An 18,737-nucleotide genomic window follows, 5' to 3' on the forward strand; every position below is an offset into this window, starting at 1 on the left:
ATACCTCCTTTATCCTATTTATATATTATTTAGTAAATTATTTTTTTGCAACAATCGTAAACTGCTTTTTACCTTCATATGTACGTTTAACCTGGTAACGATCTTCTATAGTTTCTGCTCCTTTTATTTCTAAAGAGTCTGCCACATAAGCTACCCAATCTTTACGATCAACTATTGCATTATCCAAAACTACATCTGTCATATCTGTATCTTCTGATAATTTTACTTGCCATAAAATTGCTTCAGATAAATTTGCTTTGCTAAGGTTTGTCCCTTTAAGATTAGCATTGGTTAAATTGACACTTAATAAATCTGCATTTGCTGCATTGGCATTTTCTAGGTCTACTTTGGTTAAATTTCCATCTGATAAGTTCACTCGCTCTAATTCGCTATATTTTAAATCAGCTCCTTTTAAATTTGCTTCGGGCATAAATACATCTGCCATATTAGAATGTGCCAGTCTTGCATATCTTAAAGATACTTTACTTCCTATATTGATTCCTTGTAAGTCTGAATATTCAAAATCTGCATCATTCAGTATTCTTTGGAATGCTGTTTTGGTTAAGTTACTTTTAATCAAACTGTATAATAACTGTCCTCTTTCTTGACTTACAGGCTTTTTTATTAATTCATCTCCTTGAATATATCGATATGGTTTCATCGCCATACATAACCCTACTATTCTCGCTTCAAGCGTTTTACTGATATTGCGATCACCTATCCCTTTATATCGTAATTCTTCGTTTAAATCACTCAATAAATCTCCCATAATAAAAGACAATGAAGATCGTCTATCTGCTTCTACTAAATGTGTTTGTTGAAAAACTCTTTTATTTTGATTTTCGATCAATGAGTTTTGATTTAGTAATAGTTTAGTTTGCACTAAAAGAACTAAAGATGGTATCAATCCCATTAAAATTGTAAAGACACCTATACGCGTGAATCTCCATATCACATTAGAAGCTACTTCTGATACTGTATCTACAGATACTGTTTGTTTTTCTTTATATTCTTGAATAGCTTTTTCTATGCTATTTTTAAGCTTAGCCCCTAATAATGGTGTACTTGACTTTTTAAAAAGCCATTTACGCATCTTCTTTTTTTGTTCTTTTTGTGAAGTAATTTTAGATAATTCTTCTCTAAGTTCCTTATTCTCTTCTAATAGGTTTTTGATTTGATCTTCTTGATTCACGAATAAAACTTTTAGGGGTTTATCTTTTAATTAGTATTGTCAGTCTAATTTTATCGCTCAAGATATTAAAGTTATTTTGAATTATGGATATGAAAAAAGAGATTGCTCTAAAAAAAACAATCTCTTTAAACTTAACTCATTAATTCCATCAAATATGAATTACTTTTTAGTAAGTAAAACCTATCTATAACTTAAGTCTTTTTTTATTCAAACTCCTTACACAGCTTTTCATTTTTCACATAAAAAACACTAAAAAATGTATTGTAATTAAAGTTATGTATAAGGCTATAAAAAGAACTTCTAACCTGTATTTATTTAATATTTTATTCATTAATTAAAGATATATGAAGTTAATATATTAATCAATACGTAGTTATACTTGGTTTCTAATAACTAATCTGTTACTTCGTTTCCATCTCCTTAATATAATTTGATGGTTTTTGTCCTGTATATTTATAAAATGCTTTAGAAAAAGTTTCTGTATTGTGATACCCTAATTCTTCTGCTATCGCTTTAATTGTATATTTTCTTATACGTTGTTCTTTCTGGATTCGTTCTACAACATATTGAATTCGTAGTTCATTCAGGTAATTAGGAAATGTTTTGTTCTTATGCGTATTAATGACTCTAGAAAGGTATTTTACGTTTGTTGCCATATCCTCTGCTAATAATTGTGCGCTAATTCCTTTTGATAGAAATCTTTTTTCTTCTTCAAACTTGATTAATCCTTCCAGAATTGATCTTACATGTTTTTCTGGTATATTTCTCTTTATATTCCTAGCTTCCTTTTTATTTTCTCTTTCATATCCTTTTCTAGTTCGCCGTTCTACATTGTATAAAAACCTATCAATACGTGCACGCCTATTTTTATGTTTATAGTATTGAAAGTAGATACTGTTCCCCACAAATACTATTATAATAACGAATAATAGTATATTGATTAGAGATGAGGATGTTTGTAATATACCCTCAGGTAATTGTCCTTGTGCAAATCCTCTAGTTGATATTAATAGTATCCATAAACTTATATATTGTAGTCTTTTAAACATAGGCACTCTTTTAACTTTCTTCGTTTTAAAAAAGAAAAGATCAAAGATCAGACCATCTATAATATCTATTAAATTTTCACAAAACTTCTAAATAAATATTTATCAAAAACAAAGTATACGCTATACACGCTATCAACAAAATAACTTCTAAATAATGGTATTTATATTTCACGATATATTATTTCATATTCATAAAAAAACAGATGACTCCTCTCAATAAGCCATCTGTTCTATGTTTGTTGGTAATATTCAAAAACATTAAATCAATGTAACCTATATATTACATTAATTAGTATTTGTGTGTAAGCAATATATGCTTAAATCACTATACATAAAGCTTTCAATTGCTGAAACGTTGATTTGAGTTTCTAAATAGTTTATCCTATATGCTGAACAATCGTTAAAAACTCTTCCTTTTTGTCTTTAGAAATTGATACTGATTTTTGATTATCCATCACAATATAACCTCCATCTTTCTTAACATATTCTTTTATAAACTTAAGGTTTATTAAAAATGATCTATGCGGTCTGTAAAATGTAGATATTTTGGAGAGTAAGGTAACAAAGTGTTTTAAAGGCTTACTTACTAAAATATCAGCCTCGTTAACTGTTTGTATTTTGGTATACATTCCATCTGCTTCTAACATAATGATTTCATCAAAATTCACAAACTTTATACCTTCAGAAAAAGGTAGTCCGATTTTATTAAAATTAGATGCAGTAAGGCTTTTTTTAAGTTCTTCAAGTTTTGCCGAAATTTGAGAATTCCCTATTCCTTTAATTGCTTTCTCTACGGCTTCACTAATTTGTGTAGGCCTTACTGGTTTTAATATATAGTCTATTGCGGCCAATTGAAATGCTTGTATGGCATATTCGCTATAAGCTGTCACAAAGATGATTTCGAAATTAAAATCATCTTTATTTATATAATCTAGCAACTCTAATCCAGAATGTTCTGGCATCTCTATGTCTAAAAAAACTATATCTGGTTTGTGTTTTTTTATTTTTTCAACTCCAGAAAGTAAATCTTCTGCTTCGTGAATTGCGGTTATTTTAGGGCAATTCTCTTCTATTAAAACTTTGAGTAAACTCCTTGCTTTTCGTTCATCATCAATTATAATTACTTTCATTTGTGTGTTTTTATTTTTACTCTTTTCTATGTTTAGTTTTTATATTGTTACAAAAGGGATCATAACGATTACTTTTGTTCCTACCGATTTGTCTTGATCATTATAAAGATCAATGATTTCAACTCCAACTTTTCGTTCTCTACCATAATTTAATAGCTCAAGTCTATTTTGCGTAGCTTTTAATGCAAAAGATTGATGTTTTTTTGTTCGTTTTGAACGAAATTCTTTTGCTTTTACTCTTCCTACTCCATTATCTTCTATCTCACATTGAATATGCTCTTTGTCTGGTGTATATTGGATTTTTATCTTTAATTCTCGATTTTCTTTCTTGTGTAACAAACCATGTTTTAATGCATTTTCGACATAAGGTTGTAAAAGCATTGTCGGTATCACGATAGCTTCTGTATCTAATTGTTCTCCTAAATGAATTTTATATTGAAATTTATCTTCAAATCTATTTTTCTCTAGTTCCAGGTACATTTCTATACAATCTATTTCGTCTTGTAATGGTATTTTTCCTTTGGTACTATGTTCTAAATAAGTTCTAATCAAATCTGCAAATTTGCCTAAATAATCACTTGCTAATTCTTTTTGATTAAGAATAATATATTCTTGTATAGAGTTTAATGCATTAAAAATAAAATGCGGATTCATTTGCGATCTCAGGTTTTCTAACTTCAAAAAAACCAACTCTTTATCTAATTGAATCTTTTCTACAATTGCATTTTTTTCTTTCTCTTTTTCTTTAAGTTTTTTTCTATAATACGTAGCAATTATTATCGCTATAAGAAGGGCTATTAAAATAAAAAACCACCATTGCTCCCAGAAAGGCGATGCTATTGTAAAATGGATTTCGCGAATAGCTGATTCTTGATTAGTAAACTTTCGCTTTGCTTTAACCTGAAAGCTGTAATCTCCAGTAGGTAAACTATTATATTTTACATATCCATTGCCTATAGGTATAGTTATCCATTGATCTTTAAATCCTTTTAATCGATATTGATATTCTATAAACTCACTAGATTTAAATCCATTTGCATTGAATGTAAATTCGATTGCATTTTGATCATATTTTAATGCATATTGAGTCTGTATAATTGTATCTTTTTCTTGTATTTTAATCTCTGTAAAATATACTTCGGGTTTATTTTTATTATGTTCAAATACATTTTTTGTCTCTATACAAAATAACCCTTTATTAGATCCAAAATACACTTTGTCTCCAAAATCTACTATATCAGCAATGGTATAAGACAAAACTCCATCATTCTTAGTTAATGTTTGTATCGTTTTATTTTTATCATTGATTAATTGAATTCCTTTATCGGTTACTACCCAAAGTTTATTTTTACATGCTTTCAATTTTTGAGTTTGATTTGAAATCAAACCATTTTGAGTATTATAGACTTTAACTACTTTTCCGTCAACAATTTTCAACACTCCATTTGAAAATGTAGCCACCCATATAGCCCCATCTATTGTTTCTGCTATATCTATTGCAAAAACCTCATTCTCTTTGTATTTAATTTTATGTGCGACACCTATTGAATCATATTTCACAAATTCATCTACATATCCCACATAAGTTTCTTTTTTGTTTTTTGAATAATGACATACATATGATCTTTTGTTTTTTAAAACTTTGGTAATATTAATTTGCTTCTCATTAATATTTATGACCTGTATACCATTATATCCTGCATATAAAAATGTCGTACTATCTATCAAACTCAAATCTTTTGCATCGAGGAGTTGTTTTTTATTGGTAAGTTTTAATGTTTTTAAATCTAAAAAGTTTGATTGATTATTACTACTTATAAAAACATTCTTCTTTATAGGGTTATATAAAAACTTTTTTATGTGCCCTTTAGCTTTATATGGTATTGCAGTATATTGCTTTGTTTTATTGTTATAAAGCCCTAAATCCCCTGCTGTAGTTCCTATCAAAACACTATCTTTTCCTACTCTTGTAAGTGCCGATATGTTTTTATTTTCAATAGGAATTGTCGTTTTGTAAATATGTATATTAGGAATTACATATATTCCATTTTGTAATGTACCTATCCAGTAGTTTTTGTTTTTATCTATCAATATTTTAGTTACATACCCCTCTTCAAAATATCTTTTTACGGGTATAAAATTCTTATTTTTATATGCATAAACATTTAACCCTTTACTAGTACTAATCCAAAAATGATTAGCAATACCTTTTATATCTATAATATGGCTTTCTTCTAATTGCTTTGATAGTTCTATTTCATATGCTTTTCCATCTTGAATATCCAATTCAAAAATCGAACTTTTATTTAAAGTTCTTTTAATAAAAAAAGTATGACCATTGCACTCTATTACCTTAGATTTCCCGAACGTAGGTATTAAATCTTTATGCTTAATCTTAGTGGTTAACTTTTCAGTTTCATCCATTACCACTATCTCATCTCTAGCTAAAAAGATCGTTTGATTCTCTTGTTCTAATGGTTCACTTATAGGTTTCTTTATTCCTGAAAGCTGAATTACTTCTTTCGTTTTAAGATCAACCTTGTAGATTTCACGAATAGTAAATACAAATAAAAAATTTCCTCGTATATAAAAATCCGCTAATTCATTGATTACTTCTTTTTTAAGATCTATAAATAATTTTAATTCATCATTCTCTACATAAAAAAACTGTCCAGATATATTTGAGCACCAAACTCTACCTTCTTTATCTTCATAGGGATTAAAAACAGACAATCCTCTTTTTTGAGGATGTGTAAAGTTTTTGAATATTTTACCATCATACCTATACAAGCCTTTATTTGCAGCTAACCAGATAAACCCCTTACTATCTTCTAGCATATTATAGAATTCGATATCGGGTAATCCATCCTTTTCTGAAAGATGAACAGCTACAGGTTTTTGTGCAATAGCATTGTATCCAAAGAATACTAAGAATATATATTGAAGTAATAATTTCATAAACACTAAGCCTTATCTCAAAGCTACAACTTTATAGGTATAGTTTTTATGCTTTTTTCTGAAATAAACACTTGGGTTTCTGAATGGTATTTTTGAATTAGTAAAACCTTATTTTTCATAGTTATTCTCCTCCCTTATAAGCTCTTTTTAATTTTGAATTTATATACCAGCAGCATCAAAAACAATAATTTATCCATAATTATTTTGCGGATAAACCTCTCATTAAAAAAACATTAAATGCTTAATTTCAAGAAATTAAACTTAAATCACTTAAATCATGTTAAAAAACATTTTAAAACTATCTGGAGTTCAATCTTTAAACACAACTCAAAAAAAAGAAATCACTGGTGGAAATCTTCAAGCTGCTAAATGCTGTGATCCAGCATTAGAGTGTTGCTGGCCTTCTCCTCAACCTGTACAATGTGATATAGTTAATCCAAAAAGAGGTTGTTTCTTCCAGCACACAACAAATTGCTGTATTTAAAAAAATAAAAAAGGCATATAACGTAAGAGTTATATGCCTTTTATTATATAGTTTTAATTAATCTAATTCACTATTTCAAGAGTATGCCATATCCCTCCATCAAAGACGATTGTGATACTTCCGTATTGTTTAATATCTAAGGTAGGAAAGGAAGCTACAGGAAGATTAATAACATTAAAAGCAAATTTTAATAATTGTGCACTTTTATTAATAAAGGTCACTTCTTGTCCATCAATCCCTCCTTCTAATCTCGCAATAGTAACAACTCCTCCTGTGGAATTAAATAATACGATACTCTTACCCGCTACATCATAAGTAACATTAGTAGTTCCATTTGTAGGATCTTCAAAAACCTGTGTAGCAATACTATTATTTATCTGTAATGTATTATCTATCATCATTGTTTCCATATTTGCTGTACCTGTTACTTCTAATAATTCTGAAGGGATAGTATTACCTATTCCTACATTTCCATTATTACGTATAACCATTTTTTGAGCATTACCAATTTGAAACTCTATATTTCCATTCAAATCAACATCTGTATCAGCTTTTATTGTAGTACTTCCTGTATTTTCTGTAGAAGCAGTTCCTACAGCTAATCCTGTTAAATCTTTTCCATCACCAGTAAAAGCAGTCGCAGTAGTTGTTCCGTTTACTTCAATTTTTTCTGTTGGATTTTCTATCTGTATACCTACATTTCCACTTTCTTTAACTATTAAAGCATTGTTTGAAGCTCCTGCCATTACTTTAAACGGAGTTCTATTTGTTGGGGATAACACTTCTGAAATCGCAAAATAATCTTCGCCTCCATCTTGAAGATCATTAGCTTCTAACAGCCAATCACTCGAAGGAAAAGATGCTGTATTACTAGTATCCCAGAAATAGATTCTCAATTCATTATCTACTAAGGCTAAATCATTATCTCCAAAATCATATCCTGGTGTGATATTAGACCCTACCCCCATTGCGTTATGTGTTGTAACATCATTCACAAAAATATTATTTCTAGTCACATAATTTACGGTTCTATTACCAAATGGTATTAACTCTCCTAAATTATTATAGTAAAAAAAGATCCCTGTACCAGATGGATCATAATACAACATTCCTGGAGTAGTAACACTAGGCTGTCCTTGTTGTAATAATCCTCCTTCTATATGTAATGAAGCTCTAGTAAAATCTGAAGCATTAGAAAACCCTACACCTACATTTCCAGAATCAAAATAGGCATTATTATTTATTTTTTTCCACAAAATCTCAAAAGCTGTTCCTGCTGTTGTTCCAAATCCAGGAAATGAAGTTTTTGTTGTATTTGTAGTAACTTCGGTCGCTATTTGATCTAAATTTGTATTTGAAGTAATTGTTATATTTCCTAATTTACCTGCCTGCTCTGTAGTAATTATAGTTGGTTTATTAGTCAATGTATTATAATCTACACTATTTGCAGATGTCGCTGTATTACTTCGTATACTTTGGGTTACATATAAAAACTCTTCTACATTTTCGATAGTATAATTATTTCCTCCTAAAAGATCTATTTCTGTTTTTATAAATACGTTTGTATTTCCCCAATCAATAGTGGTTAAATTTCCGTTTCCTATAACTCCTTCACCTATAATAATTGAAGTTAATCCACTTGCGTTAGTCATACTTGCATGTACTTCTTCATATAATACAGTTCCTGTAGGTGATCTATCTAATAAACTAACTTGAACCCCTATAGTGCTATCATTTGCCAAAGTACCATCGGCATTTCTTACCACAAACTGATAATTCATTTTTTCTTGTGCATATGACCCTACAATACTCAAAAAGATCAGCACTCGTACTATTTGTTTTATTCTCATGAGATCTCTTTTTTAATTACTTAATCCTACACAAAACCAAGAAGTCCCATCATAAATAAAACTAGCACTAGAATTAGTAGTTAAAACAACATCTGTGTTATTTGTTAACAAAACAGGTTGTGTTGCAGTACCACTATTATGCTTAATCGTTACTCCTGCATTGCGCGTAGTAATTGTTATTTTTTGACCCGTAACTCCAGAAGTAAATCCATCTATAATTTGTTCTCCTATCGAGTTAAAAACCACATAGCTTTTTCCTGTTACATCATAATTTAATGTACTAGGTGTCGCGTCTGTAAAAGAAGTTAGGTTATAATTTACTATTTTAAAAGATAAAGCTTCATCAACTATTACATTTTCAAACTTAGCAGTTCCTACTACTTCTAGTTCTTGACTTGGTATGGTTGTACCTATCCCTACTTTACCTTCGTTAGTAATTGTTACTCTTGTCGTATTTTGTGTTTGTAATGCAATCTCTCCTACTGTATCCGTATCGGTATCTGCTCCTATTACAGTACTTGCTTCATTAGCAATTCCTCCAGTTCCTGTAGCAATTCCTGTTAACCCAGATCCATCCCCTACAAAAGCATCAGCTTTTATATTTCCATTTACCTCTAATGCTGTTGAAGGAGTGTTTGTTCCTATTCCTACATTTCCAGTTCCATTAATATATAACGCATTATCTGGTGCTCCTGCTAGTACTTTAAAAGGTGTAGTACCTCCTGTAATATCCAAAATCGCAAAATGAGATGTTCCACCATTCCTTGTCTCATTAGCTTCTAATTGCCAATCATTTGCTGGAAAAGTTCCCGATGGATCATCTGTATCATCAAACAATAATCTTGTATTATTTTCTTTTATAATAACCGTATTAAAACCAAAATTCTCGCCATTTACAGCATCTTGACCTACAGCAAGGCTTTCTTGAATAATTACATCATTATTAATAGTTGCGTCTCCAGCTTCAAGAGTCCATAATCCCCCATTGTAAGTGATACTTCCTCCATCTATTGCTATAGCTGTATTGGTTTCATCTATGTATTTAAATCCTCCATTACCTGAGTTATCATAGTATAATGTTCCTGGTAATGTTGTGGCAGGTGTTCCTTCAAATAAGATTCCTCCACCTACTAATAATTTGGCTCCTGCAAAATCTGCACTTTCATCAACTCCTATTCCTACATTACCAACATTGTAAAATATATTCGTATTTGATTTTTCCCAGATTACATTATCTCCTTCTAATGCTGTACCAGGAACAGTACCAAATCCAGGAAAAGAAACTTTTGCATTATTGGCTGTTACATCTGCAGCAAGTTGATCTAAATCGATATTAGTCGTAACCGAAATTAAATCTATTTTACTAGCTTGTTCTGTAGTAATCGTTGTTGGTTGATTAGTCAATGTATTATAATCTGCACTATCAGCAAAAGCTGCCGTTTTACTATGTAAAGCATATGGTACTGATAAAAGTTCATTTGTTCCAGAAATTGTATAATCTGTACCTCCCGTTGGGTCTATTTCAATTTTAAGAAAATATGCTCCACTTGTCCAATCAATTGTAGACAAATCTCCTACATTAGGAGCTACATCACCTATTCTCATTTGAATTAAACCTTCATTAGTTGTTGTCGGTGTTTGTACTTCTTCATAGACTACAGTTCCTGTATTTGATCCTTGTAGAATACTTGTTCTTATTGTTATTTGTGTATCAAGAATTAACTCATTACTCGCATTTCTTATCAATGCTTGATAACTTATTTTCTCTGTAGATTGTGCTATTGCATTAATTAGAGAAAACATCATAAATAGTAACGTAATTATTTTTTTCATCAGGCTTTATTTTTTGATAATTTTAAACGACTTTAATTTTTTATTTCCTTGATTTACATTCAATAAGTATATCCCAGCTCCTTGATTTTGTAAATTAATTTGTAATTGTTGCTGACCTACTTTTGCTTTCTCAATAAATCTTCCTTGTATATCATATAATGCATATGTTATATTATCAAGTTCCAAGTTTTTTAATGTAAGTTCTATCTTATCTACAGTAGGATTAGGATACACAACGGCTTTTAAATCAATTGCGGTAAACTCCGGATTATCCAGTGTAATCACCTCAATTGATTGTTGTAATCCTTCTGTAATCTTTCCCGTATTGCTTTCAAAATGAGAATAAAATTGTTGTCCAATAGAGAAGCTAACTGTTCCTCCATTACCTGTAATGTCTTTTCCTGCTATTACAGTACTTTGTTGTGCATAAGAATATATACAACACGTCCATAATAATAAAAAACTGATCCTTCGTAGTGTTTTCAAAATCATAATCTATTGTTTTAGAGTAGTTTCAACACAACATAAAATACATTATATCAACTATTTAATCGAGGTAAATATAATAAGAATATGGTCTAAAGATTTTTTATTTTTAAGATAATTAGTACTTCTTTATTTTCTGTACCTAAAAAACGTTTTGCCTCTTTTTTTACTTTAATTTAATGTTAAATAGCATCTTAGTCATGTAGTTTACATACATTTCTGTATATTTAGAATATCAACACAACACCATATTTTTGAATCCGTTAAAGACATTACTTTACTTTTCAATATTTAAGTACCCTCTTCTAATTGAAGAGGTTTTTGAATATTCTAACACTTCATCAATAGAAGAGACCTCTATATTTCTTGACGAATATCTTAATGAAGGAGTCATTTTTAAAATTGGTAATTACTATTTATGCGAAAATGAACCTTCTTATATTGATCGCAGATTAAAGGGTAATCAAATGGCTAAAGCTATTTTTTATAAAGCTGAAAAAGTTTCTAAGTTTATAGCCAAATTCCCCTATGTTTCAGCTGTAGGTATTTCTGGTTCTTTATCCAAAGGATATTATGATGAAAATGGTGATATTGATTTTTTTATCATTACCTCATCTAATCGTTTATGGATTGCTCGTACATTGCTAATCTTATACAAAAAACTATTCCTATTTAATTCAAAAAAATATTTCTGTGTCAATTATTTTGTAAGTGAAGATGCTCTGGAAATTCAAGAAAAAAATCAATTTACAGCGACAGAAGTTGTCACTTTGATTCCGATGTATGGACAAATTGCTTTTCAAAAATTTTATAAAAAAAATCGATGGATCAATTCGTTTTATACCAATAAAAATGTTGTTGGAATTGAACAAACACAAAGCATAAAAAAATCTTGGGCTATTTTATTATTTCAGCAATTGTTACAATATCGTATTGGAGATTATATCGATCATTCCCTTCTTAAATTAACTTTAAGAAAATGGAAACAAAAATTTAGTCATCTAGATGCTAAGAACTTTAAAGTAGCTATGAAATCCACCAAAAATATTTCTAAACACCATCCACAGAATTATCAAAAAAAGGTAATTGATATTCTTGATGAACGTTATGAAAAAGTGTTATTAAAAATTAATTAATTATTGTGTATGGAAACTTTGGATATCCTTTTTTCTCATTCATATTATTATCCTTTTGATCCTAAACAATGGAAAAATAAAACGCCATATCCTCCTCTAGGAACTTTATATGCTGCTTCATTTTTAAAGGAGGCTGGTTATGCAGTTGATCTTTTTGACACTAATCTTATTCAAGATCCATTTTTGGTTCAACCACATCTAGAACAACGTAAACCTAAATTTTTCGTACTATATGATGACGGTTTTAATTACCTAACAAAAATGTGTTTGACCGCAATGAGAGAAGCTGCTTTTGAAATGATTCAAATAGCAAAAAAACTAGATTGTCATATCATCGTTTCTAGTTCGGATGCTACAGATCATTATGATAAATATCTCAATGCTGGTGCAGATATTATTATTCAAGGAGAAGGTGAGATTACACTCAAAACACTAATTGATACCTTATCTAGTAATAATGATATTTCACATATTTCTGGTATTGTATACAAAAAAGACAATGATATAATCCAAAATCCCAAACGACCAGTATTACAAGATTTAGATCAACTACCAATGCCTGCATGGGATTTAATTGATATTGATTCTTATAAAACTATTTGGAAACAAGGTAAACATCCTTTTACACTTAACCTTGCTACTACTAGAGGTTGCCCTTATAAATGTAATTGGTGTGCAAAGCCTATTTATGGCAACCGATATAATTCGCATTCTCCTGCTTATATTGCTGATCATATTCAGTATTTAACAACTACTTTTAACGTTGATCGCTTCTGGATGTGTGATGATATTTTTGGTTTAAAACCAAATTGGGTACAAGAGTTTAATCAAGAGTTAAAGAGTAGAAACCTAGATATTTCGTACTATATTCAAAGTCGTGTAGATCTTTTACTCAAAGAAGATACTATAGATGCTCTTGCAGAAAGTGGTCTTGAAGAAGTTTGGGTAGGTGCAGAAAGTGGTTCTCAAACTATTCTCGACGCTATGGACAAAGGAACTTCTGTTTCTCAAATTTATGAAGCGACAAAATTATTAAAAGAGAAAAATATAAATGTTGCCTTTTTTATTCAGTTTGGTTATTTAAACGAAACTAAAGAAGATATTGCTAAAACAATACAAATGATCAAGGAATTAGTTCCTGATAATATTGGGATATCTGTTTCTTATCCTTTACCTGGTACAAAGTTTTATGAAAAGGTAAAAGATGACTTAAAACTAAAAGCAAATTGGACAGATTCTGATGATCTTGCAATGCTTTTTAAAGGTAGCTTCAACTCTAACTTTTATAAGAAACTACATCGTTATGTGCATAAAGAGTATCGTATAAGTCAAGCTTTACAAAACTTAAAGAAATTATTTAAACATCCATCATCAATCCATAAAAACGAGTTAAGATCTATATTTTTATTAGGCTATTACATTCCTTCAGCATTTATAGATAATATTCAACTTAAAAATATGGAACATACTAATGTCTAATGATTTTGATACTGCAGCATTACATTATGATAATGTATTTACTAATTCTAAAATTGGTAAAGCACAACGAGATATGGTTTACTCTTATCTACAATCAATATTTAAAACATCACAAAAACTCTCTATACTCGAACTCAATTGTGGTACAGGTGAAGATGCTATAAATTTTGCTCAAAAAGGTCATAACGTTATTGCTACAGATATTTCTGAGAAAATGATAGCTATAGCTAATGCTAAAAAACACCCAAACTCATTAGTATTTAAAACGCTAGATATTAATCAACTTTCGGCGCAATCCTTTGCAAATAAATTTGATCTTATATTCTCTAATTTTGGAGGGTTAAATTGTCTTAACTCTTCTCAACTTAATTCTTTTATTCGAAAAGCTTCAAAATTGTTATCTCCTAATGGTAAGTTAATCCTTGTGATCATGCCTAAATATTGTTTATGGGAACGTTTTTATTTTTTTATAAAAGGAGCATCACAAAAGGCTATTCGTAGGAATAGTTCTAAAGCAGTTTTAGCAAATGTTGACGGCATACAAGTTCCAACTTGGTATTATAATCCTAAAGATATTATTTCTTTCGCCAAAGAAAGTTATACTATAAACCAAATCAGACCTATCGGATTATTTATTCCGCCATCTTATCTAGAGGCTTCTTTTATAAGTTCTACTCCTTTTTTACATATTTTCAAGAATTTAGATCGCTATCTAAAGCATATAACTTTGGCTAAATATGCTGATCACTTTTTAATTGAGTTACAAAAGAAATGAGTATACTATTAACCCATGCATATCACCTTTATGAAGATCACAAAGAACAATCGATCATGAGACCGTATGTTCCTTTAGGGTTATTATATATTTCTGCTTATCTGAATCAGTATCAAGTTGAAAACTTTCTTTATGATTCTACGTTTTATAGTCCAGAGGAGCAACTTTCTTATATTTCAGAAAAACAACCCAAAGTTGTAGCTATATATACAAACTTAATGACTAAAATTAATGTCATTAAACTCATTAAAATATTAAAATCTGATGCTCGCTATGGCTATCCTAAAATTATATTAGGCGGTCCAGATATCACCTATAATACTTCGAATTATTTACATGCTGGAGCTGATGTTTTAGTAATTGGTGAAGGAGAACAAACAACATTAGAGTTATATCTTGCCATTGTTCAAAATACATCATTACATCTCGTTAATGGTATCGCTTTTATTGAAAATAAAGAGGTTATAAAAACCCCACCAAGAACAAAAATTAAAGATTTATCCACGCTTCCTTTGCCTAATAGAGCAGCTGTTCCTATTGATAAATATTTAAACATTTGGAAAACATATCACGGAAAAAGCTCTATGACGGTAAGTACACAACGTGGTTGCCCATATACTTGTAAATGGTGTAGTACAGCTGTTTATGGTCAAAGTTATAGAAGACGACCTGCTCATCTTGTTGCTTCAGAATTAGCTATGCTTAAACAAGCCTATCAACCAGACAGTATTTGGTTTGTTGATGATGTTTTTACTGTGAGTCATAAGTGGTTAAAAAACTTTCATCGTGAAGTAATTAAACAAGATGCCATAATTCCTTTTGAATGTATCACTAGAGCAGAACGTTTAAATGATGAAGTTTTACAACTTCTTAAAGAAATTGGTTGTTTTAGGATTTGGATAGGAGCCGAAAGTGGTTCTCAGAAAATTATAGATGCAATGGATAGGCGTGTGGATGTTGATGTAGTTAAAAGTGCTATCCAAAAAACCAATATGCTTGGTATGGAAACTGGAACTTTTATTATGGTAGGTTACCCAGGAGAAGACGAAAAAGACATCAAAGATACGATTACATATCTTAAAGCTGCCAATCCCACTCATTTTACAATTACAATTGCATATCCTATAAAAGGTACTTCTTTATATAGCGAAATTCAAGATCAAATTACGGTACAACCTAATTGGGAAACTTCTACAGATCGTGATATTGACTTTAAACGTACTTATAACCGTAAATTTTATACTTATGCTGTAAAACGTATTGTAAACGAAGTGAATTTTCATAAAGAACTACTTAAAGGTCAACATAAAAATCTCTGGCAATCTTTTAAATTAAAAACTAAATCTATTCTAGCTTATACTGGAATGAAACTCTATAAATGATAATGCACCTAAATAGTTTATACGTCAAAAATAATGTTCACTTTCTCACTGCCGTTCAATCTGACTTTTCTGATCTTTATATTGCTGTGCGAACAAAAGAACAACGTATTCTTACTGTAGCACAAATACAGTCTTTACCGTACCTGGATGCACTTTCTCCAAATGCTGCTGAGTGGAAATTAAGACAAAAATCTACTTCACGGTTTATCGATTATTTAAAAAGTAAAAAAGCTCCATTATCTATTTTGGATATCGGTTGTGGTAATGGCTGGTTTTCACACTTATTAGCAAAAGCTTCTCCTTTATCTCATGTTATTGGGCTTGATGTTAATACAGATGAACTTTTTCAAGCATCAAAAATATTTAATCGACAAAACCTCAACTATGCTTATGGAGATATTTTTAATCTCAATGCCTTTGAAGGTCAATTTGATTGTATAACACTTAATGCTTGTGTTCAGTATTTTTCTGATTTTGATCACTTATTTGCTACACTAAAGTCTTTTTTAAAACCTCATGGTGAAATTCATATCATTGATAGTCCTTTTTATCTTCAAAAAGATCTAGCTGCTGCTAAAGAACGAACTCATGAATATTATAGTCAGTTAGGTTATCCTGAAATGGCTACATATTATTTTCACCATTCTTATGCATCTATCAAAGATTTTGAAATATTATACAAACCTCAAAGAAGTGTTATCAATAAATTATGGGGTAAAAAAGATAGTCCATTTATGTGGCTGTGCTATAAAAATTGAATTCTATTTAAGATAATTCTTGTTTAGTCAAAAACAGATCTATAAGTCTCTTTTCAAATGAAAATTTAAACATATTATTTTTGCACCTCCATTGAGCTAAAACCTGAATGGGCTTATAAATGATTTTTTGCTTTGTATAAGCTAATTTTAAATAAAACTTGAATTTCTCAAAGAAAGCATATTTCTCTTGGCTTACCCATGGTCCAGATGATCCCACATAATCAAAATCAGACCACTCTTGGGTTGTTTGAGGTAACACATATCCTTTCTTTAAAACATCCTCGGTTATTTTTGAACCTGGATAAGGTTTAAAATAAAAGATTGGTGTTGAAAAATCTGGGTGCATACTATTGAGTTCTTTAGCCACTTTTACAGTACCTTCAATACTCTTTGCAGTTTCTTCAGGAAAACCTACGATAAAAGGAAATATTACAGAAATCCCTAATTGTTTACATCGTTCTGCGCATAGATACACCTGTTCTATTTTTATGTCCTTTTTTAACCAATCCATCATCTCTTGAGAACCACTTTCTACTCCTATCAATAACCTTCGTAATCCCGACGCTGCACAAGTTTTAAAATCATCCAAGCTCATTCTTGACCCCTGATCAGCTCTCATCGTTGCTGCCCAACTAAACTTCAATTTCTTTTTGATGATCAATTCTGCAATTTCGATAACTCGATCTCTATAAGTAAAATAAGTCTCATCTTGAAGGTTTAAATCTGTAAACTTATATTTATGATACAGGTTTTCTAGTTTATTCACCATTACTTCTGGTGAAATCGCAGTCCATTTTCTGTTATATACAAATGGATCTGCACAAAAACTACATCGAAAATAACACCCTGTAGATGATATGTAATCTAGTTGACGGTTACCTTTTTTTTCAAAATAAGCTTCAACGTCTATCAACTCATAATTTATATCAGCAAAAGTGTCCATTGCTATTATAGTACGAGGTGCATTTTTGATGATTTCGTTATTAGTATCTCTATAACAAATCCCTTTGATATTTTTTAAGTCTCCTTTTTTATCTAATGTATCTACTAATTCCTTAAAAGTTTGTTCTCCTTGTCCTTGAACTGTAATATCTACATTAGGTTCATCTATTAATGTTTGTTTAGGAAATAACGAAGTATGCCATCCTCCCCAAATTATCGGAATTTCTTTATTGTTATTTTTAATCTCATTTGTTATTGCCAATGCATCTTTTATAGGACTTCCTGTAAGTACTGTCATACCTACACAAATTGCTTGATCTAGATGTTTTTTAATTTCTTTAATAGGATGGTCTACTAATCGACCATCAACAATAATCACCTCATATTTATTGAAATCTAAAACTGAACCTATAGCTAATAATGCTAGTGGCATATCAAAAAATACAGCTTTAGGATTATATAATATCACTTTTTTTCTCACACTATACTTATATCTCTTAAAAATAATTATTTAGCATTACATCTTACTATTATTTTTCATTTATATCGCTTAGCTTCCATACACCTAATGACTTCTTCTTAAACTCTTTTGCAAACCTTTGCTCGCAATACTCTTCAATATATAGTATCGGTTTTGGAAAATTAAAAGGTGATTTTTCGAGATTAATTGGTCTCCATTCTCCTGTTTTTATATCATAATTAAATTTATGTTCTCTAAATGTAGTTAGTAACACATATGTCGCTGATGATTTTTTGAGATTTAAAATAGCTTCTTTAATGTCCTTATAAGAGAAATGGACCAGGCAATCTCTACATATAATCAAACCTGAAGCAGGTAACTCATCACTCAATAAATTTTTCTCTACAAAAGCAACTTTATCATCTTTATAGTCTTCATTATTTTTAGCTATCAACTCACTTACAATGTCTGCACCTATATATTCTACATCTTCTAATATCGTATGTTTCATCCAGTGATAATCTCCACAAGGAATGTCTAATATCTTTTTAATTTTATTTTGAATTACAAAATCTTGAATCCCTAATCGAACTTGTTTTGTTTGCTCAATTGAAGAACCTGGCCCCGAAACACTCTCCTTATTTTTCCAATATTCGGTATTATAAATAGTTGTAAAAATGTTTTTTACTGCTTCTTTCTGCTCACTTTTAAAAAGTACATTACTTTTTATTTTTCGATATAAATCAACACTATCTAACGGAAATACTTTTCTTACTAGTTTTTTAAAACTCATTACTTCTTCTTTTTCATATCTCTAATTTCC

At 30.0% G+C, this 18,737-nt stretch carries 15 protein-coding genes; 6 read left to right on the forward strand and 9 right to left on the reverse strand.

The features are described 5' to 3' along the window. Positions 1 to 37 precede the first annotated feature (37 nt). The 4 genes from ACYEKI_RS08515 to ACYEKI_RS08530 form a co-directional block, all read right to left on the reverse strand. Positions 38 to 1,192 carry a pentapeptide repeat-containing protein gene (locus tag ACYEKI_RS08515; RefSeq protein ID WP_459210755.1) on the reverse strand — a complete coding sequence of 385 codons (1,155 nt, stop codon included), beginning with the start codon at positions 1,190 to 1,192 and terminating at the stop codon, positions 38 to 40. Positions 1,193 to 1,593: 401 nt separating this feature from the next. Next, positions 1,594 to 2,241 (reverse strand): helix-turn-helix domain-containing protein, encoded by a 648-nt coding sequence (locus ACYEKI_RS08520; protein ID WP_459210756.1) that lies wholly within the window; start codon positions 2,239 to 2,241, stop codon positions 1,594 to 1,596. A 377-nt stretch (positions 2,242 to 2,618) separates the two neighbouring features. Continuing rightward, positions 2,619 to 3,371: a LytR/AlgR family response regulator transcription factor gene (locus ACYEKI_RS08525; protein WP_459210757.1), complete on the reverse strand. Its 753-nt coding sequence runs from the start codon at positions 3,369 to 3,371 to the stop codon at positions 2,619 to 2,621. Positions 3,372 to 3,410: 39 nt separating this feature from the next. Beyond that, positions 3,411 to 6,329, reverse strand: coding sequence for a sensor histidine kinase (locus ACYEKI_RS08530; RefSeq protein WP_459210758.1), 2,919 nt, complete (start codon positions 6,327 to 6,329; stop codon positions 3,411 to 3,413). 277 nt (positions 6,330 to 6,606) lie between these two features. Between ACYEKI_RS08530 and ACYEKI_RS08535 the strand changes: the two genes are divergently transcribed. After that, positions 6,607 to 6,813 carry a hypothetical protein gene (locus ACYEKI_RS08535; protein WP_459210759.1) on the forward strand — a complete coding sequence of 69 codons (207 nt, stop codon included), beginning with the start codon at positions 6,607 to 6,609 and terminating at the stop codon, positions 6,811 to 6,813. A 62-nt stretch (positions 6,814 to 6,875) separates the two neighbouring features. Here ACYEKI_RS08535 and ACYEKI_RS08540 read toward each other — a convergent pair whose 3' ends face one another. From ACYEKI_RS08540 to ACYEKI_RS08550, 3 genes are read right to left on the reverse strand one after another with little or no spacing between them, the layout of a single operon-like run. After that, positions 6,876 to 8,663, reverse strand: coding sequence for a hypothetical protein (locus ACYEKI_RS08540; protein WP_459210760.1), 1,788 nt, complete (start codon positions 8,661 to 8,663; stop codon positions 6,876 to 6,878). A gap of 12 nt (positions 8,664 to 8,675) precedes the next feature. Beyond that, positions 8,676 to 10,496: a hypothetical protein gene (locus ACYEKI_RS08545; protein ID WP_459210761.1), complete on the reverse strand. Its 1,821-nt coding sequence runs from the start codon at positions 10,494 to 10,496 to the stop codon at positions 8,676 to 8,678. 6 nt (positions 10,497 to 10,502) lie between these two features. Then, the gene (locus ACYEKI_RS08550; RefSeq protein WP_459210762.1) at positions 10,503 to 10,988 is read right to left on the reverse strand and encodes a T9SS type A sorting domain-containing protein; all 486 of its coding nucleotides are present in this window, start codon (positions 10,986 to 10,988) and stop codon (positions 10,503 to 10,505) included. A 248-nt stretch (positions 10,989 to 11,236) separates the two neighbouring features. Here ACYEKI_RS08550 and ACYEKI_RS08555 point away from each other — a divergent pair, with 248 nt between their 5' ends. Genes ACYEKI_RS08555 through ACYEKI_RS08575 form a run of 5 tightly spaced genes read left to right on the forward strand, consistent with a single transcriptional unit; the run spans position 11,237 to position 16,512 of the window. Beyond that, the gene (locus ACYEKI_RS08555; RefSeq protein WP_459210763.1) at positions 11,237 to 12,118 is read left to right on the forward strand and encodes a nucleotidyltransferase domain-containing protein; all 882 of its coding nucleotides are present in this window, start codon (positions 11,237 to 11,239) and stop codon (positions 12,116 to 12,118) included. 9 nt (positions 12,119 to 12,127) lie between these two features. After that, on the forward strand, positions 12,128 to 13,597 hold the full coding sequence (locus ACYEKI_RS08560; RefSeq protein WP_459210764.1) for a B12-binding domain-containing radical SAM protein: 1,470 nt from the start codon (positions 12,128 to 12,130) through the stop codon (positions 13,595 to 13,597). Further along, positions 13,590 to 14,372, forward strand: a complete 783-nt coding sequence (locus tag ACYEKI_RS08565) for a class I SAM-dependent methyltransferase (RefSeq protein ID WP_459210765.1) — start codon at positions 13,590 to 13,592, stop codon at positions 14,370 to 14,372. Before ACYEKI_RS08560 ends, ACYEKI_RS08565 begins: the two co-directional genes overlap by 8 nt. Continuing rightward, complete coding sequence (locus tag ACYEKI_RS08570; protein WP_459210766.1) at positions 14,369 to 15,754, forward strand: B12-binding domain-containing radical SAM protein; 1,386 nt, start codon at positions 14,369 to 14,371, stop codon at positions 15,752 to 15,754. Before ACYEKI_RS08565 ends, ACYEKI_RS08570 begins: the two co-directional genes overlap by 4 nt. Then, positions 15,751 to 16,512: a class I SAM-dependent methyltransferase gene (locus tag ACYEKI_RS08575; protein ID WP_459210767.1), complete on the forward strand. Its 762-nt coding sequence runs from the start codon at positions 15,751 to 15,753 to the stop codon at positions 16,510 to 16,512. Before ACYEKI_RS08570 ends, ACYEKI_RS08575 begins: the two co-directional genes overlap by 4 nt. A gap of 7 nt (positions 16,513 to 16,519) precedes the next feature. Here the strand turns inward: ACYEKI_RS08575 and ACYEKI_RS08580 are convergent, their stop codons facing one another. Further along, positions 16,520 to 17,923, reverse strand: a complete 1,404-nt coding sequence (locus ACYEKI_RS08580) for a B12-binding domain-containing radical SAM protein (protein WP_459210768.1) — start codon at positions 17,921 to 17,923, stop codon at positions 16,520 to 16,522. 61 nt (positions 17,924 to 17,984) lie between these two features. Beyond that, positions 17,985 to 18,707, reverse strand: coding sequence for a class I SAM-dependent methyltransferase (locus ACYEKI_RS08585; protein WP_459210769.1), 723 nt, complete (start codon positions 18,705 to 18,707; stop codon positions 17,985 to 17,987). Positions 18,708 to 18,737: the final 30 nt, after the last annotated feature.

Source organism: Aquimarina rhabdastrellae (assembly GCA_947387485.1).
Lineage (GTDB): Bacteria > Bacteroidota > Bacteroidia > Flavobacteriales > Flavobacteriaceae > Aquimarina.

What these genes read in the sequence shown, in the direction of transcription:
- ACYEKI_RS08520 (WP_459210756.1), bottom strand. Translation starts at nt 2,241, where the DNA reads ATGTTTAAAAGACTACAATATATAAGTTTATGGATACTATTAATATCA.
- ACYEKI_RS08525 (WP_459210757.1), bottom strand. Translation starts at nt 3,371, where the DNA reads ATGAAAGTAATTATAATTGATGATGAACGAAAAGCAAGGAGTTTACTC.
- ACYEKI_RS08530 (WP_459210758.1), bottom strand. Translation starts at nt 6,329, where the DNA reads ATGAAATTATTACTTCAATATATATTCTTAGTATTCTTTGGATACAAT.
- ACYEKI_RS08535 (WP_459210759.1), top strand. Translation starts at nt 6,607, where the DNA reads ATGTTAAAAAACATTTTAAAACTATCTGGAGTTCAATCTTTAAACACA.
- ACYEKI_RS08540 (WP_459210760.1), bottom strand. Translation starts at nt 8,663, where the DNA reads ATGAGAATAAAACAAATAGTACGAGTGCTGATCTTTTTGAGTATTGTA.
- ACYEKI_RS08545 (WP_459210761.1), bottom strand. Translation starts at nt 10,496, where the DNA reads ATGAAAAAAATAATTACGTTACTATTTATGATGTTTTCTCTAATTAAT.
- ACYEKI_RS08550 (WP_459210762.1), bottom strand. Translation starts at nt 10,988, where the DNA reads ATGATTTTGAAAACACTACGAAGGATCAGTTTTTTATTATTATGGACG.
- ACYEKI_RS08560 (WP_459210764.1), top strand. Translation starts at nt 12,128, where the DNA reads ATGGAAACTTTGGATATCCTTTTTTCTCATTCATATTATTATCCTTTT.
- ACYEKI_RS08565 (WP_459210765.1), top strand. Translation starts at nt 13,590, where the DNA reads ATGTCTAATGATTTTGATACTGCAGCATTACATTATGATAATGTATTT.
- ACYEKI_RS08570 (WP_459210766.1), top strand. Translation starts at nt 14,369, where the DNA reads ATGAGTATACTATTAACCCATGCATATCACCTTTATGAAGATCACAAA.
- ACYEKI_RS08575 (WP_459210767.1), top strand. Translation starts at nt 15,751, where the DNA reads ATGATAATGCACCTAAATAGTTTATACGTCAAAAATAATGTTCACTTT.
- ACYEKI_RS08585 (WP_459210769.1), bottom strand. Translation starts at nt 18,707, where the DNA reads ATGAGTTTTAAAAAACTAGTAAGAAAAGTATTTCCGTTAGATAGTGTT.